The 17,959-nt window shown below is 53.1% G+C and carries 12 protein-coding genes; all 12 read right to left on the bottom strand.

The features are described 5' to 3' along the window. Positions 1-42: 42 nt before the first annotated feature. The 12 genes from RQP18_RS02800 to RQP18_RS02745 all read right to left on the bottom strand — a co-directional run bounded on the left by RQP18_RS02800 (position 43) and on the right by RQP18_RS02745 (position 17,919). A complete protein-coding gene (locus tag RQP18_RS02800; protein WP_342388642.1) occupies positions 43-1,548 on the bottom strand; it encodes an alanine/glycine:cation symporter family protein in 1,506 nt (501 codons plus the stop codon). A gap of 279 nt (positions 1,549-1,827) precedes the next feature. Next, complete coding sequence (locus RQP18_RS02795; protein WP_342388641.1) at positions 1,828-3,309, bottom strand: alanine/glycine:cation symporter family protein; 1,482 nt, start codon at positions 3,307-3,309, stop codon at positions 1,828-1,830. Positions 3,310-3,425: 116 nt separating this feature from the next. After that, a complete protein-coding gene (locus tag RQP18_RS02790; protein ID WP_342388640.1) occupies positions 3,426-4,112 on the bottom strand; it encodes an SDR family oxidoreductase in 687 nt (228 codons plus the stop codon). A gap of 249 nt (positions 4,113-4,361) precedes the next feature. Continuing rightward, complete coding sequence (locus tag RQP18_RS02785; RefSeq protein ID WP_342388639.1) at positions 4,362-5,774, bottom strand: alpha-amylase family glycosyl hydrolase; 1,413 nt, start codon at positions 5,772-5,774, stop codon at positions 4,362-4,364. 131 nt (positions 5,775-5,905) lie between these two features. Further along, positions 5,906-6,280: a YisL family protein gene (locus RQP18_RS02780; protein WP_031547342.1), complete on the bottom strand. Its 375-nt coding sequence runs from the start codon at positions 6,278-6,280 to the stop codon at positions 5,906-5,908. A 54-nt stretch (positions 6,281-6,334) separates the two neighbouring features. After that, positions 6,335-7,237: a fumarylacetoacetate hydrolase family protein gene (locus RQP18_RS02775; RefSeq protein WP_342388638.1), complete on the bottom strand. Its 903-nt coding sequence runs from the start codon at positions 7,235-7,237 to the stop codon at positions 6,335-6,337. Positions 7,238-7,285: 48 nt separating this feature from the next. Next, positions 7,286-8,395: a DUF418 domain-containing protein gene (locus tag RQP18_RS02770; protein WP_342388637.1), complete on the bottom strand. Its 1,110-nt coding sequence runs from the start codon at positions 8,393-8,395 to the stop codon at positions 7,286-7,288. Then, on the bottom strand, positions 8,385-11,828 hold the full coding sequence (gene addA / locus RQP18_RS02765; protein ID WP_342388636.1) for a helicase-exonuclease AddAB subunit AddA: 3,444 nt from the start codon (positions 11,826-11,828) through the stop codon (positions 8,385-8,387). The genes RQP18_RS02770 and addA overlap by 11 nt, the downstream gene beginning before the upstream one ends. Further along, positions 11,809-15,318, bottom strand: a complete 3,510-nt coding sequence (locus RQP18_RS02760; protein WP_342388635.1) for a PD-(D/E)XK nuclease family protein — start codon at positions 15,316-15,318, stop codon at positions 11,809-11,811. The genes addA and RQP18_RS02760 overlap by 20 nt, the downstream gene beginning before the upstream one ends. A gap of 51 nt (positions 15,319-15,369) precedes the next feature. Further along, complete coding sequence (lepB, locus tag RQP18_RS02755) at positions 15,370-15,903, bottom strand: signal peptidase I (RefSeq protein WP_342388634.1); 534 nt, start codon at positions 15,901-15,903, stop codon at positions 15,370-15,372. Positions 15,904-15,909: 6 nt separating this feature from the next. Next, positions 15,910-16,527, bottom strand: a complete 618-nt coding sequence (locus RQP18_RS02750) for a TVP38/TMEM64 family protein (RefSeq protein WP_342388633.1) — start codon at positions 16,525-16,527, stop codon at positions 15,910-15,912. Between the two features lie 69 nt (positions 16,528-16,596). Beyond that, on the bottom strand, positions 16,597-17,919 hold the full coding sequence (locus tag RQP18_RS02745; RefSeq protein WP_342388632.1) for a glucose-6-phosphate isomerase: 1,323 nt from the start codon (positions 17,917-17,919) through the stop codon (positions 16,597-16,599). Positions 17,920-17,959 lie beyond the last annotated feature (40 nt).

Here is a 17,959-nt window from a genome sequence, read left to right as displayed (position 1 = left end):
ATGAAAAGCCCCTCCGAGCGGAGGGGCTTTTCATTCTGTCTGTCAGTAGCCATTCTTCGGCATGCCATATTTCGCTTTGCCGTCCGATTTGGGAACGGTATATACCTTTTCCTCTTCCTCCTCTTTTTCATAAGTCTTCTTTTCCCAGAAATCGGCATTTTCAATGCCCAGTTCCACCGGGTCGAAGACCGGGTCCCGGCCTGCTTTCTTCTGGGCCTTATAGTCCGAAAGTGTCCTGAGGGCCACTTTGGACAGCAGGGTGATGCCGATGATATTCAGGTATGCCATGCTCCCGAGGCCAATATCCCCGAGCGTCCAGGCCGCTTCGGCGGAAACGATGCTGCCGACCAGGGCAAAGACGAGGATGCCCAGTTTGAGCACGTTCAGTGTCCACGGCATGTCCTTTATGGAATTCAGGTACATCAGGCTGGTCTCAGCCTTATAATAGTATGAAAGCATCGTCGTAAAGCAGAAGAACAGGAGAGCGATGGCCAGGAAGGCGCTGCCCCATCCCTGGAAGACGCTGTCTATGGCGAACTGGACGTTGGCCGGTCCCGCCGTCACATCCGGGATGTTGCTCACCCCTGCCGCTTCCACATTGAACATTCCAGTAATAAGTATCACAAAACCGGTCATCGAACAGATGATCCAAGTATCCATATAGACCGCAAAGCTCTGCACAAGCCCCTGCTTCGCCGGGTGGGAGACTTCCGCCGCCGCCCCTTCGAACGTTTCGCCGCCGGAGCCTGCAGCGTTCGAGAAGAACCCGCGCTGCACACCCCAGGCGATGGCGGAGCCCACCAGACCGCCGAATGTGGCTTCTGCACCAAATGCACTGGATACCACGAGCGTGAATACATCGGGAATCAGGGAGAAATTGACCGTAATGATGATGGCACACAGCAGAAGGTAGCCGACGACCATGAAGGGGATGATCGTTTCTGCTGTTTTGGCAATCCGTTTGACCCCGCCGAATACGACCAGGCCAAGCGCAGCGACAAGGAACACTCCGATGAACGCCCGATGGATGCCGAATGCCTCTTCAAAGCCGAGCGCGGCCGTGTTGGATTGTATATTCATCATCATGAACCCCTTTGCGATGATCGCCACGATGGCATATGTGACCGCAAATTTCCTGAATCCGAGGCCCTTGTCGATATAGAATGGGGCGCCGCCCCTGTAGCTGCCATTCTGCTTATTCTTATAAATCTGGGCGAGGGTCACCTCGATGAATGATGTGGCCGCTCCAAAAAATGCCATGACCCACATCCAGAACAGCGCCCCCGGCCCTCCCAGAGTGATTGCCGTCGCAACCCCAGCGATATTTCCTGTGCCCACCCGGCTTCCGAGTGACAGTGTAATCGCCTGAAAGGAGGATATCCCGCTTTTCGATTCATTCCTCTTGAATGTCAATTTTGCCATATCCTTCAGTTGGGTCACCTGGACGAACCCGGTGGCGATGGTGAATCCCAACCCGATGATCAGAAATGCATATATGAAATACTGGTTCCATATCATACCACTCAACCAGCTTAAAAACGCCTCCATGCTTTGCCTCCTATAGCTTCTTGTCTGTTCCAGTCTTCCGGCCTATACGCGATGCACAGACCCTGTGCTGTTTGCAATTCGTATGAAGAAGACCAATTTGTACTCACCTCTATATCCATTTTGTGAATGAAATAAACGCATCATGTATAATTATCCTGACCGTGTAAATCCATACCCCGCAAGGCCTTGCGGCTCCTCCGATTTGAGGGGATGGACGTTCTGCTGCTCTTCGCTCGGCGCAAAAAAGCCCTGTACCCACCATGGGATACAGGGCTGAACCTATTCACTTCGATTTTCATCGCTTCTGGAATTTTTATTTCCATCCTCTTTCTTGTCGATATAAGGATTTTGGTGCTCCCAGAAGTCTGCGTTCCTGATGCCGAGCTTTACCGGATCGAAGACGGGATCGAGGCCCGCCTTCTTCTGCTCATCGTAATCCTTCAGCGCTTTCAGTGACACTCTTGCCAGAAGGACGATGGCGATGACGTTCAGGTAGCCCATACTGCCAAGGCCGATGTCTCCGATTGTCCATGCGTTTTCAGCGGAAACGATGCTGCCTATCAGTGCAAAGACGATGATGCCGAATTTGAGCAGGCTGTCCATCAGAGGAATCCTTTTGATGGAGTTCAGATACATCAGGCTTGTCTCTGCCTTATAGTAGTATGAAAGCATCGTCGTGAAACAGAAGAACAGGAGGGCAATGGCCAGGAAGGCGCTGCCGAATCCTGTAAAGACGCTGTCTATCGCAAGCTGGACATTGGCAGGTCCTGCGACCACACCGGGCACATTGCTGACGCCTGCTTCCTCGACATTGTACATGCCGGTGATCAGTATCACGAAGGCCGTCATCGTACAGATGACCCAGGTGTCCATGTAGACTGCGAAGCTCTGCACAAGCCCCTGCTTCGCCGGGTGGGAGACTTCCGCTGCCGCCCCTTCGAATGTCTCACCACCGGAGCCTGCCGCATTGGAGAAGAAGCCGCGCTGGACGCCCCAGGCGATGGCGGATCCGACCATCCCGCCGAATGTCGCCTGGGCTCCGAAGGCGCTGGAGAATATCAGCGTGAACACTTCTGGAATCTGTCCGAAGTTCGCTATGATGATAACCAGGCAGAGCACGAGATAGCCGACGACCATGAAAGGCACGATGGCTTCTGCCGTCCGGGCAATCCTTTTGACCCCACCGTACACTACCAGTATCAGCACACCGACAAGGAACAGGCCGACGAATATCCTGTTGATGCCGAAGGCCTCCTCGAATCCGAGAGCGACGGTATTGGACTGGATGTTCATCAGCATCAGGCCTTTGGCGATGATCGCCACAATGGCGTATGTAACCGCAAATTTCCTGAATCCCAGGCCCTTGTCGATATAGTAGGGCGCACCGCCCCTGTACTTGCCATTCTGTTCGCTTTTGAATATTTGGGCGAGTGTGACCTCGATGAAGGATGTCGCTGCACCGAAGAAAGCCATCAGCCACATCCAGAAGACCGCCCCCGGGCCCCCAAGTGCGATGGCGGTTGCCACCCCGGCGATGTTTCCGGTACCCACTCGGCTTCCGAGTGAGAGGGAGATTGCCTGGAACGAGGATATCCCGCTTTCCGAGCTGTCCCTGCTGAATGTCAGGCGCACCATATCCCTGAGATGGGTCACCTGCACAAATTTCGTCGCGATTGTAAATCCAAGGCCTATCAGCAGAAATCCATAAATGAAGTACTGGTTCCATACCAGTCCACTCAGATAACTTAAAAAGTCCGACATACGTATTCCCCCATGTTTTTGATATCTTCATTTCACTGCGCTGTTACGTCATGTGCTTTTGCGGAACATGATGCCTCCCCTTCAGATGTCTTCTGTTCCGCACTTCATGCACCGTTCTAGCGGTTCAATATTGTAATGTCACTGACCGAAAGGTTCCTTCGTATCTTCAGATTCTCCACTATGACCTCTGCAACATCCTCCGGACACATATAGTCATCCTGTTCTGCAGGATGATCGTCCTGCCACAGATCCGTCTGCATGTTGCCCATATAGACGGAGAAAAGCTTGACATCATGACTTTTCAGCTCCTCCGACAGCGCTTCAGCGAAGCCGCGGACACCGAACTTGCTGGCACTATAGACACTTTCATACTCCTTCGCCACTTTTCCTGAAGCGGAGACGATATTGACGATCGATCCCGAGTTCCGCTGCTTCATCGTGGGGAGCACCGCCTGGGTGCAATGTATGGTCCCCTTAAGGTTCGTATCGATCATCCGGTCGACGGACTGCCCATCCAGTTCTTCCGCCAGCCTGAATATGCCGACGCCGGCATTATTCACCAGATGGTCGATGGGGCCATATGTCTCCCCGATTGCATCCATCACTTCCTTGACATTCCCTTTTGAAGCGATGTCCACTTCGTGGATCGAATGGCTGCCAGACAGCCCTTCAGCCGTACGTTCAAGCTTTTTGCGTGTTCTTCCGAGCAGGCATACGTGAGACCCCTCTTCTGAATATCTCCCTGCAAGCGCGGCACCAAGGCCGCTTCCTGCTCCTGTGATGACGGCAATCTGTGCGTCCATCGGTTGTCCTCCTCATGCATGAATTATTTTACTGCAAATGTTAATAAAATATCATATTTCTCATTATAACCCATATTTCTGAATAGTCTAATTATATCGATGTAAAACTACTCAAAACATTACACTGTATCAATATAATTCGAAGCCTCATTAATGACCCGGAAGATGATGGATTACCGTCCCCGTTCCATGAACAGGAAAACGGCCGGGATGGATATCCCGGCCGTCTGCCATTCTGCCACTATTCAACTATTCTTGTCCCGGTCTTCTTTTCCTCGCAACGAGCCAGATGAAGATGCCGAACCCGCCGAAGATGATGAGGCCGGCATAGATATAGCCGTTATTGAAGCCTCTTTCCTCGATTACTGCATACAGTTCCGCCTCTTCGCGGTCCAGTACCGCCAGGAAAGCATCCCCTTCCATGTCTCCACTGCGAAGCAGGTCACCGATCAGGAGACCGCTGAGCATCTTCCCTTCATCCTGTGATTCGATGGGGATCTCGACATTTTCCGTGACGGAAGTGTCATTCAGATTCAAAATGAAGTCGACATCGGAAGTACGGTATCTCTGTACATAGTGTCCCCCTTCATTCTTCAGGATATCCATCTCACCCTCGAACATGTTTGGATGCTGGGAAATCACACCATGGAGTGATTCAATGTAATCCACGACTTCCTGATCGGTCCATAGGTCCATCTGCCGGTGCACATGGGGAATATCGTCACCGTTCAGGGCGACTTCCGTACCATACTGGAAGGCGATCGGTCCCGGATATGCATACAGATAGGCGGTGAGCTGGCTGATGCGTGTGCCCGGGAACATGTTCTCTTCGACCGCATGCTTCGTGAAGCGGTCTGTGAACCAGTGGTCGGCAAGCAGCAGCGTGCCGTCCGTCGGATGTGCAGGAATCTCCCTGTCTGTCGTACTGAAGGATTCCGCCAATGCGTCCGTCATGGACGGATCACTCATGTGGCTGAACCCTTCTGCAGAGAGTGACGCGTCAGGAATGATGCCGTAGGTCGTTACACCTTCCGGCATGAAAGTGCCGGCGTCGATGCCATCCTGGACGACGGTCATGCTGAGCCCATCGACATCATATTCATCGACGAATGTCTGGGCCATCTGCTGGTATCGTGCCTGATTGTCCGCGTTGTTCAGGTCGATGAATTCGGCGTCTATCATATCGTAGTAGCTCTGCTGAAGATCGTTCAGCACCGGGTTTGCGAGTGTCGCGTAGCCCTCAGTTGAGGTGACCGGCATATCGACGACTACTTCCATATCCCTCTCATGTGCAGCGTCGATCAGGTTCTGGAATGCTTCTGCGCCACCGAATGCCGCTTCGATCTCCCCGTAGCTTTCAACATCGTAGCCGAGGTAATCGTCATCCGCCCTGTCAAATACCGGAGAAAGCATCAGCGTATCGAAGCCCATGCCCTGTATGTAGTCCAGGTTGTTCTGGATGCCCTCGAAGTCCCCACCGAATGGCAGTGGCGCATCTTCATCATCCGTGACATTGATGTCATTGCCGGAATTTCCATTCAGGAAGCGGTCGACGACAATCGTATAGATCCGTGCCTCATCTGCCTCCTGGGCCGCTGCTTCGCCGTTCGACACGGACATGCCCATGAGCAGAACCGCCATATATATCATTATTCTCTTCATTGCTATCCTACCTTCTATTTTTATACTGCCAGTATACTAGATAAAATTTGAAAAAAGCATCATTTCAATAAACGTTCACAAATTTGCATGAAAAAAGGCACCCTGTAAAAGAGTGCCTGGCCCCATTCCGATTATGCGAACAATGCGCTCAACGGGCCTGCCGGTAAATAGATTCCAAGTGCAATCGTCACGACCAGGAAAATGACCAGCGCGATGACGAGGTTGCGCCCTGTACCTTTTTTACGCTGTTTGATCAATGCCATCTCCATCAGGCCGATTGTAATGAGACCTGCAAGGAATTTGAGTCCATACATCATCTGGTCGCCACTGCTGAAGTCCAGGAACAGCATGAGACCAGTGAACAGGATGATCAGATAGATCAGTCTCAGGACCATATGCAATGCTTTTGAATACTTGGATTCGCCATCCGGACGATCGATCGAATTATACGTGATGATGAATAGGATGATCGCAAGGACGAGCGATGTCAGATGCAAGTGTATCATTTAATCTTCCTTTCAAATATGAATCAAGAATATCTTATCATATTTCAGGAGAGATTACTTATCAATATATGTCGTCAATGTGCCGATGCCATTGATGGATACGCGGACTTCATCCCCGGGCTTCAGGAACTGCGGCGGGTTCATGCCGGCACCGACGCCGCTTGGTGTACCTGTGGCGATGATGTCGCCCGGCTCGAGCGTGACATATTTGGAGATTTCAGCGATCAGTTCATCGAGTTTCAACACCATCTCGCGGGTGCTGCCATCCTGTCGGATATCGCCGTTGACCTTGGTCACGATGGCCGTCTGCTCAGGGTTCGGCAACTCATCCTTCGTGACGATGAAAGGTCCCATCGGGCATCCGCCCTTCAGGCTCTTGGAAAGGAAGGCCTGATGGTGCTCCTTCTGCAGGTCGCGGGCAGTGATATCGTTGATGATCGTGTAGCCGTATATATAATCCAGCGCCATGGAACTCTGGATCTTTTCTGCGCGCTTTCCGATGACGACACCGAGCTCCCCTTCGTAATCCAGCTCGCTGGTGATATCCTGATGGTTCGGAATCGTCGCCTCATCACCGACCAGGCTGGTCGCCGCCTTCGTGAATACATACAGGCTCTGCACTTCATTGTTCAGCTCTTCAGCGTGCTTTTTGTAGTTCCTGCCAAAGGCGATCACATTGTTCGGCGGCGTCACCGGCGCACGGAATGTAATATCGTTGAAAGGCGCCTTGTACTTGTCGGCGTCCCCTGAATTCTGTGCTTTTTCCACTAATTTTCGGACATGTTCCTGGAAATCCAGCGTGTGGTATCTGGAAATGCCTTCAAGCAGGGTTTTAGGATAATCCGCTTCGTCCCCGAACGCTTCAAACAGTTTCGGAAGAATCCAGACACTTTCCTCACGCTTCACTTTGACGCCGTAATACGTATGATTCCCATAATCGAATGTTAAAAATTTCATGGAATACGCTCCTTATGTGTGTATTTACTTCATTATAACAGACAATGTCTATCTGTTGATTCCATTTTCAGAATTATTCGTAAATAAATCCTCGATGCTTCTGATCCGGTACCGGTGCATGACCGTGGCGAGCACCACCACGAAAACATGGACGACGAGTGCCGTCCAAATCATGGTGGAAATTTCCATTTCCCCATACAGACCGGCGCCAATTCCATAGAATATCAGCATGAACACGATGTTGGACAGGATATACAGGGTCAGTGCATATCTGCCCGTGCGCCTGAACACTTCCAGGATGGCAGGCGGTACGGCGACCGTAAGGTACATCAGCAGCAGGAAATAACCGAGGGCGAGTACGGGCCCGCCGAAGTTTTCTGCCAGAAGGCGGCCGCTGTAGCTGCCGAGTGTCAGCACCTGGATCATCTTGACCGCCATTCCGCCGCCGGCGAGCACGACGAAGAGGATGATGTGCATCACCGGATTCGACCGGATGAAGCGGACAATATTGAGCTGTCCGAGGCTGATGCCCACAAGCAGCCATGGCAGCACGGTGAAGAGGAGCCCGTACATTTCACTGATCACATTTCTTGAGAACAGTTCGATGTTCAGTGCAATGATTGCGAAGTAATCCGTACTCCTGAAGACACTCGTGAACTCCTGGACATCCTGCAGGGCCGTATAGATGATGTCGGTCGGCGAGCCGATGCTTGCAAAGAAGCCGACAAGGACGTTGGCAGTCAGATGGAAGAGGAACAGCAGCATCGCCGAAATGAGGGATACCGCCCAGTGCGCCTTCAGGAAGAGCAGCGCAACCAGTGCCATCAGCGCCAGACCGGGCAGGAAGTCGAAGGCGAAGATGAAGAAAGTCTGGACGATGCCGAGTGCCAGCACGAAAGCCGCCACTTTGGCAAGGTTGCCGATGCCGTAATGCCTGAAGGCATGGATGAGATAGCCTGTGGACAGGGCCACAAGCGGCACGATGGCTCCGCCGATGAAGATATCCAGCACCTGGAAGGTGCTCAGATTGCTGCCGCTCAAGTATTCATAAGGGTTCAACGCTTCATAGGGCATCATGAAATAGAGGCCGTTCATCAGCAGTACACCGAAGAACAGGATGCCGAGGATAATGCTTGAACGTGTGCTGTCAGTTATCAAATTTAATCGCTCCATAGTCAAAGAAATATAGATATACCGTAACATCTTTCCTGAGCGCCTGCATTATTGAGCGCCTGTATATATCCATCTGCGTACGGTACTTTTCCACGAGGTCGGCTTCATTCAGACCGGTGTGCGCCACCCGGTCCGTCTTATAGTCGATGATGACGAAATCATCGTCCATCTCGAGGAGCGCATCGACGATCCCCTGCACCATCTGCCGGTCGAAACCGGAATAGCCGATGGCCTTCTGGTTCATGATGAACGGGATTTCCGTATGGATCGACTGCTGATCCCTGAGCAGCTGCCGCATCGTGTCATCCGCCAGGAACTGGTGGATGTTCCGGATCATCTGCTTCTGGTGCGCCGGGGTGATCAGCGGGTCGTCCGCCGTCTGTTCGAAGATCATCCGTTCGATGAATGCCGCCTGTTCTTCCTCATCCAGCGTGCGCAGGGCATCGTAGCGGTTGAGCAGATGCATCATCATCTGGTGCATCATCGTCCCGAAAACCGGTGCATCGAGCGATTCGTTGCGGAAGTTCGGTGCACGGAAGTTCGGCGTACGATCATGCCTGATGACGGCACTGTCATCAGGCGGCGTTTCGTTGCGGCGCTTGATTTCCGTCACGGACTCCTTGTATACCGTCTCGGTCGCCTCCCTGTGCGGATACCGGTGGAGGATGCGTTCCTTCAGCAGCTGGTTCCCGCTGATCTTCAAGTCCTCCAGCTCTTCAAGGGAAGTGTATTCTACGGCCTGTGGTTCTGCCTCCACTTCCTCGATATTATGCACCTCGAGTGCATCCATCTGCGTATTGACGAGCACCGGTGCCAGAAGATCCTGGATGCTGCGGATGGAGAGCCTGTCGTCTGCATGGACCTTGCCGCCTTCGTAGGTGAATTTCTCCTTCATCTCCCCCTTGTAGACGAGCGGGATGATCAGCTGGTCGATGGCCCGCGTCAATGCCACATAGACCAGACGCATCTCCTCACTGATGCGTTCCTGCTGGATCATCTGTTTGACGACCTGGGCATGGATGCTCGGCAGGAGCACCTGGTGCTCCGGTATGAAGCGTTTGAAGGCGATGCCCCCACCCGGATGGATCGTCACCTTCTTCATGACATCCATCATGTTCAGCTGCCTGTGCAGACCGGCATAGATGACGTAGTTGAATTCGAGTCCCTTGGATGCATGGATCGTCATTACGCGGAGCGTATCCGCATCATCGGAGACCGTGTTCTCCTCCCCGAAATCCTGACCATCCTGGATCATGCGGTCGATGTAGGTGATGAATTCATACAGGGAAAGGTGGGACATCTTCTCGAAATCCATCGCCTTCTCCACAAAGCCGTTCAGATTGGCACGCCGTGTGAGGCCGCCCTTGAGGCCTGCGAAATACTCCAGGATGTTGAGCTCCAGATAGATTTCATCGATCAACTCCGGCACACTCATGTATCTTGCATAGTCCTGCAGCGTCCGGAGCGTGGCCAGGAACTCTTCTATCTTCTTCATCACGAGGGCCGGCCCCCCGTAGCTGACGAGGGCTTCGTACATGTATTCCCGGTCGGACGCGGCCCGGATGAGTGCGATATCATTCTCCGAGAAGTTGAACATCGGCAGGCGCATGACACCGACCAGGTGATCATCCTGGAGCGGATTGTCGACGATGGACAGGAGGCTGATCATCGTACGGATTTCCAGAGTGTCGAGATAGCCGGAGCGGTTGTTGACGAACACCGGCAGTTCCGCTTCGGAGAGCAGCTTGCGGTATGCTTCGTTATCCCTGGTATTCCGTGTCAGTATCACGATGTCCCGGTAGTCCGCCCCCGATTTCCTGAGGTGCTTCACCACCTGGACGATATGGAGGATTTCCGCATCCTCCCCCTTGCCCTCGGCATCCTCGATGATGTGGCATTCCGAGGCGAGTGGTGCCGTATCCAGGTAGTTTCCCTGGACGAGGCGGTGTGTCTCATCGTACTCCACCTCTCCGACTTCCCTGTCCATGATGCGTTCAAATACTGTATTCGTCAGGTCGATCACTTCCCCCCGGGAGCGGAAGTTGTGGTTCAGGCTGATGACCCTGCCGCTGCCGGGCTCACGGAAGCGTTCGGATTTTTCGATGAACAGGGATGGGTCCGCCTGCCTGAATTTGTAGATGGACTGTTTGACATCCCCCACCATGAACAGGTTGCCCGTCGCTTCATCCCCGCTTTTCAGGGACTGGATGATGGCTTCCTGGACACGGTTGATGTCCTGGTATTCATCGATCATGATCTCCTTGAACTGCTGCTGGTACATCGAACGGACCGCCCCATCAGCCGCATTGAGGATGGCCAGTGCATAATGTTCATAGTCGGAGAAGTCCATTTCATTGCGCGAGAGCTTCTGTTTGCGGAATCGCGTGATGACTTCTGCGACGATATCGATCAGGGTATTGCTGTAGCCGTTCAGAGGGGCGAGTTCATCACTTACACGCTGGAGCGTATAGGCGGGAGTTTCCCTGATTTCCGCGTACCGCTTCTTCACCCGGTTCTGGATTGCGAGCAGCTGCGCTTTGGCATCCGGGTCTTCAATGTTCCTGATGAATGCAGAGCGGCCATCCTTGAGACCGAACGGCGGCAGTTCAACCGGCCGCCCGCCCCGGTTCTCCTCCATCGCCCGCATGACGGTGCGGCCGAGTCCCTCGAGGGCATCGAAGGCATCCCGGACCTGCGTTTCCTTGATCGATTCATGCGTCACCACATGATAGTGGTCGCGCAGCTGGTCGATATCGGCCATCAGGGCTTCGAGCTTCAGTTTTATGTTGTGGTTGTGCGCATCCAGAATATCCTGCAGGTGATCTTCATTCAGATACTGGTCGATGTTCCCCTCCAGGTAGCCTTCCGGATCGGGGCTTGCCACGGCCGTATAGTACAGGTCGCGGATCGTATTCAGCAGCCCGTCATTGTTCTTGTCGGTCGACAGCATCATCGAAAGCGTGTTGAAATCCTCCGTCCCTTCCGCATAGTAGGATTCGAGCACATTGGATATCACCTGGTCCAGGCGGATCTTCATCTCGACATCCCCGAGCGTCCGCATGTCCGGGGACAGGCCGACCGTATTGTAGTGCATCTGTATGAGGTGCAGGCAGAAGCTGTGGAGTGTGGAGATATGCGCCTCCTTCAGCTTGAGCATCTCGGTGTAGATGGCCGGATCCCGCTTCTCCCCATACGCCTTGCGCAATGCCTTTTCGATCTTGTCCTTCATGTCCCGCGCGCTCATGTTGGTGAAGGTGGCGACGAATACTTCGTCGATGCTGTAGCGGCCCATGAGGATCTTGCGGATGATGCGTTCAACCAGGACCGTCGTCTTTCCGCTGCCCGCTGCTGCGGCTACCAGCACATCCGATCCTTCATATTCAATGGCTTCAAGCTGTTTATCTGTCCACTGGACCATCGATGGACACCTCACTTTCAAATAGGCTGACTGCTTCCTCGTCCAATTCATTCTTCCGTATATCCTGGCGGTTCATCAGCGCATCGATGTGGCATGCAGACTTGAAGTCGCACATTTCACATGCCAGCCGGGTGTTTCCGGCGTCCGTCGCCATCGGCGACGCGAGGACCTCACCGCCATAAATCTCATCCGTTGCATTCCTGTACATGTCCATGATGCGGTCGGCATAATGCCGGAACAGCTCCGGACTGAAGTATTTGCTCTTTGTCCGTGCATTGATCTTTCCGTTCTTCGATACGGAAATCGGCAGATACCTGTTGTATGCCTTGAAATCATCCAGGTCCGCAAGCATTCCCTGGATTCCGATGGATGTTTCATCAAGTTGGCTGTCGTATGCTTCATGTTCATTGATGAATACGCCATCTGGCCGCATGCGCTTCTTGTGTTCGGATTCTGCAACCTCGAGGGCGGCTTCGTCGTCGAGTGAGAGCAGCGGATCCCTGACCGGGAAGAAGAGCATGCTGTTCGGCATGATCTTCTCCTTGCCGAAGTGTCCCCTCCCCTGGTCCATCAGCACATGCATGTAGGTCATCATCTGCAGCTCCAGTCCGTTCAGGACGCCTTCCCGCGAGATGCTGCGGGTGCTCGATTTATAGTCGATCAGGTTGACATAGGCCCCGTCCTTCGTCTCGTACATGTCGACGCGGTCGATCTTCCCGCGCAGGTGGATCCGGTAGCCGTCATTGCTCGTCAGCGTGACCTCCTCCATCGGACTGTCCCTGAAACCGAATGACAGCTCGACATCGGCGATCCTGTAGTGCCCGAGCGCCTCGATGTCCTTCATGAACATGAGCAGTTTGATGATGGCGTCGCGGGCTCTCGATTTTAGGGATTTATAGTATCCGGTATGCTCGAATATGCCGAACTGGATGGCCTGCGAAAATCGCTCGATGGATTCGGCCACCTGTTCGCGGATCCGTGCGTCCGGGTGGAGCAGCGTATAGTCGAGTGACTTGACGACATCATAGAGCACCTCATGATACAGGTTGCCGAGTTCGAGCGGGGCCACCTGATACGGTTTACGCACCTTGAGCTTCAGGCCATATCGGCTGAAATGCTGGAATGGACATCTGAAGAACGATTCGAACCTCGAGACGCTGGCATTCATTTCGGCGGTATAGAGTGCCTCTGCCGCTTCGCGCGTCAGCGGATCTGCCCGGTTGTCATAGGTCAGGTTGCGCTTGAGGCGCGGATACACATCGTGCCAGCGCTCCTTCATCAGTACATGGTAGGCTTCGATCCACCCCCTGTACTCCGGCAGTTCAAGGAATTCTTCCGGCCTCCTGACGGGGGCGGTCATCATCTCCCGCACTTTCAGGTGCAGAAGCGGCTCCATGCTTTCTATGGATGTGATCAGACGGGACGGGTTGAAGCGGTCGTATTCTGCCGTCCGTCTGTATTCGTAGTGCTTCACCCGCGCCTCACCGGGCATCAGCTCCTCAAGGAATGGGCTGACCTTCGTGGCTTCACCGGATGGCAGAGTGCCCGACCAGCTGAGGTAGAGCCCCTCCGTCGCCCGGGTCACCCCGAGATAGAAGACGAAGCGCTCATCCTGCGCAAGGGTCCTGGAGCTTGGAGAGAGCTCGATGTCTGCATGTTCAAACACCGTCTTCTCCTCATCCGAGATGATTTCCGTATTGCGGCTCTCCCGCGGCATAACGTCCCGGTTCAGACCGATGATGAAGATGTATTTTTTGTTCTCCACCTTAGACAGGTCGAGGGAGCCGACCATCACCTGGTCGATCGTCGATGGCAGCAGGCTGAACTCCGCATTCTTCAGGCCATCGATGAAAGTTTCATAGAAAAGCGCGAATGGCACCTTTTCATCATCGAACACCGTATAGGCATCATCAAGCAGACGGACGAACATGTTGTAGGCCTGCTCGGTCTCATCCCGCGTCTGTATCGCATTCCTTTCATCGAGTGCCTTCATCTCTTCAGCAAGCACCTCGATGATGCCCTCGTCCACGATGAAGTCATAGATGACGTTGATGTAGTCGCGCACCGTGCCGTCCTTCCTGAATTCCCTGAAGATCTTTTCGAGTTTTCCGAGCACTTCATTCTTGAAGGCGATCATACCGGCATAGGCTTCACTTTTGTCCACCCGCCTGATGCCTTCATCCGTCACCTCGGTATGGTAGCGGAACTGTTCGTCATCAAACAGCGCGGACCCGCTCAGCCCGCGCTCCAGCGCGAAGTTCTCAAGCTGATCGATGTAGTGGCGTTCGGACGCTTCGCACAGGTAGCCCGTCTTCAGGACATTCATGAATGCGCCGAATTCATAGTTCCTCATGTAGCACTCCAGGATGCTCATAATGAACTGGATGAACGGGTGAGAATGCATGGGCACTTTCTGGTCAATGTGATAGGAGATGCCATACCGGCGGAAGACCGACTGGAGCACCGGCTCATAGTTGGCGTCCCGGTAGAGTACACCGATATCCGTATAGTAGGCCTTGCCGTCGAAGACGAGCGACTCGATCTCCCGGGCCACGTCATTGACCTCCTCGAGGACGTTCGGTGCCTCGGTGAAGATGACGCCATCATAGTCGTAGATGTCTTCGCTACGGTCGAAGTACCGTTCGACCTGGATGAGTCCATTCCTCTCAGAGCGCCTGAATTCCTCCCCGAAATGCTCGAAGGAGAGCCTGTGATCGCCCATATGGTAGCGCATGCGTTCGATGACGGAATCCGTCTTTCTGAACAGCTGCTTGTTCGTCCCCTGGTGGGTCAGCAGCAGGTTGATTTCCCTGACCCGCGTCTCAAGCGCCTGAATCAGTGCGAATTCGCTTTCCGTGAAGTTGTGGAAACCGTCGATATAGATGACGGCATCCTCAAGCGAACGGATCGGTGTATCCGAATACAGCAGGTCGATGAACTGGTCCGCCAAGTTGATGTCCTCGATCTGGAGTTGCGTGATTCGCTGCTCCCAATTGCGGTAGATGAGTTCGAGGTCATGCATCTTGTCGCGGATTCGTCCGGACGGTGTCTCGATGCGGCCGAAATCATCCGGCGACACACGGTAGGCGCGGAATTCGCTCAGCATATCCAGCACCTTCCCCGAGAATTTTATGTACTGTGCACTGTCCCGGTAGAAATCGAACTCCGATTTCATCTCGTTCATCATCTTATGGAGCAGCATGATATGGCCGCTCTCCGACAGTGCATCCCGTGTGGAATGGCCCGTCTCATTGAAGACATGCCACATCAGACGTGCAAAACTGAAGACCGCGGTACGCAGGCTTCCGACACTCGGGTTCTGTCCTGTCGGGTTGGTGATGATGTTCTCATACCTCAATGTGTTCTGCGTGGGGGTAATGATATAGATGCTCGAGCCGAGCGGCGCCTCACTGGTGATGGCGTCTATCTCATCGAACATGCGCTGCGTCTTTCCGGTGCCACTGATTCCCGTCCAAATATTGATTCCCATGTATTTCACTCCTTATGAGTAGACAAAAGACACCCCGGCGGGGTGCCTTTTTTATTCAAAATTTACTGCAATCCTGTTGAATGGCCAGAATCTGAGCTGTACTTCCCCGACAATCTGGGATTCATCGACCACCCCGAAGTCGCGGCTGTCGCGGCTCAGCGGCCTGTTGTCCCCAAGCACGAGATACTGCCCTTCCGGTATGGTATCCCCCTCGACCCCAAGGTCCTGGAGCGTAAAGTTATCCATGTACGAATCTGTTCTGTGCACCACGTAATCCTCTTCCAGCGGCTCTCCATTCACATAGACCTGCTTGTCCTCCATCGTCACCGTATCCCCAGGCGTACCGATGATGCGCTTGACATAGGCGGGTCCCGCTTCCGAATGGAAGACGATGACATCGCCCGTTTCATATTCGCCAAAATTGTCCACAAGCTTGTTTACAACCACCCGGTCCTCGTCTTCAAAGGTCGGGTCCATGCTGAGCCCGTCCACTGTATAGGAGACGAAAAGAAATGACCGGATCAGGACGATGAGCACGACAGCAATCAGGATCGCAACCAGCCATTCGCCTATTTCCTTCTTCATTCAACTTCACCCCTGTTTCTCTAGTTTACGGTTTATATATTTCTGGTACCATTTCGAGAAGAAATAGAGTACCACAAGGAAGACGACTGACAGCGTCAACTGCAGCGGTGAAGTGAAAAATGATGTGATGTCATATCCGACGATTGACATCAGCAGAATCATAATCGCTTTTGCTACAATCAATATAGATAAGTATACGGTTTTTTTCATATTGGATAAAGCCGCAATCACATTGATGATTGAACTTGGCGTAAACGGCAGGGACAGCAGAATCAGCAGGAACGAGAAGCCCTTCAGGTCGATGAAGTCCAGCATCTTCCTGAGCCGCTCATGCTTCAGTATATACCTCTGCGCCGGTTTTCTGAAGAAATACCTGACGGTGAGGAATACCAGATAGCTTCCGAGTACAGTGGCCGAGTAGCTCGACAGGAAGCCCAATATGAAGCCATACGAATTGATGTTGATGATGACAATGGCAAATAGCGGAAGGAAGGGGAGGAAGGCCTCGCCCAGTGCAAGCAGGAAGCCCACGATGATGCCGAGTGCTTCCACCTCTTCGAACAGTGACTCCAACCCTTCCTGGGTCGTCAATTTTTCCAACAGTGTTTCCAGTTCCACACACATAACCTCGCACATTTAATAAGGCTATATTACAGTGTAATATAGCCTGAGTATCTTCCAATTATATAATTTTTATTTGAGTCTGTCATTCAATTGTTTTCGCAGGTCCTCAAATCCTGATTTTTCGAGGAGTGCAAACATGTTCTGCTTGTATGCTTCAACGCCCGGCTGGTTGAACGGATTGACACCGAGCAGGTACCCGCTCATCGCACAGGCGGTTTCAAAGAAATAGACCATGTAGCCGAATGTATATGCATCAAACTTCGGCACATTCACAATCATGTTCGGCACGCCACCATCCACGTGGGCGAGTATCGTCCCCCTCATGGCCTGATGGTTCACTTCGTCCACCGTCATGCCTTCGAGGTAGTTCAGGCCGTCCAGATCCTGTTCTTCCGCTTCGATCGTCACATCGCTCTCGGGCGTCTCCACATTGATGACCGTCTCCATCAGCATGCGCCTGCCCTCCTGGATATACTGGCCGAGTGAGTGGAGGTCCGTCGTAAAGTTGGCACTGTGCGGCAGGATGCCCTTGTTGTCCTTGCCTTCACTTTCGCCGAAGAGCTGCTTCCACCATTCTCCAAAGTAGGAGAGGCGCGCATCATAGTTGATCAGCATCTCCACATCGTAACCCTTGTTGTAGAGGGCATTGCGGACCACCGCATACTGGTATGCCGGGTTCTTTTCGAGCGATTCCTCCGCGAGGTCGCCCATTGCGCCCTGTGCACCTTCCATCATCTTTTCGATGTCGATGCCTGCGGCCGCAATCGGCAGCAGTCCCACTGCCGTCAGCACCGAATATCTGCCGCCGACATCATCCGGTACGACGAACATTTCATATCCCTTTTCACGTCCGAGCGTATTGAGCGCGCCCTTCTCCTTGTCAGTCGTCACATAGATGCGTTCTGCCGGACTGTCGTATCTCTCCTCGAGCAATTTTTTGAAGACGCGGAACGCAATGGCAGGTTCGGTCGTCGTGCCGGACTTGCTGATGACATTGATCGAAAAGTCCTTGTCCTTCAGATAGGCCTTGAGTTCATTCATATAATGGCTCGAGAGATGATGTCCCGCGAATATGATTTCGGGCCCATCCTGGCCGAATGTCGGCGTCAGCATTTCAACTGCCGCCTTCGCCCCGAGGTAGGAACCGCCGATACCGATGACAACCAGCACATCGGAGTCCGAGCGGATCTTTTCTGCAGACTGGCGGATGCGGGAGAATTCTTCCCTGTCGTAGTTTTCGGGAAGGTCCACCCAGCCGAGGAAATCACTGCCGGCGCCTGTGCCTTTGTGGATCATATCATGTGCGCTTGAAACGAAAGGTGCGAGTCCTGACAGCTCCTCTTCACTCATGAATGATGTTGCATTTGAATAATCGAATTTAATATGTGTCATAGGTATCCTCCAAAAAGTTTATCCCTCATTCACATTGTAG

The organism is Salinicoccus sp. Bachu38 (assembly GCF_038561955.2).
Taxonomy (GTDB): domain Bacteria; phylum Bacillota; class Bacilli; order Staphylococcales; family Salinicoccaceae; genus Salinicoccus; species Salinicoccus bachuensis.
This window is presented reverse-complemented; position numbering and strand designations above follow the sequence as displayed.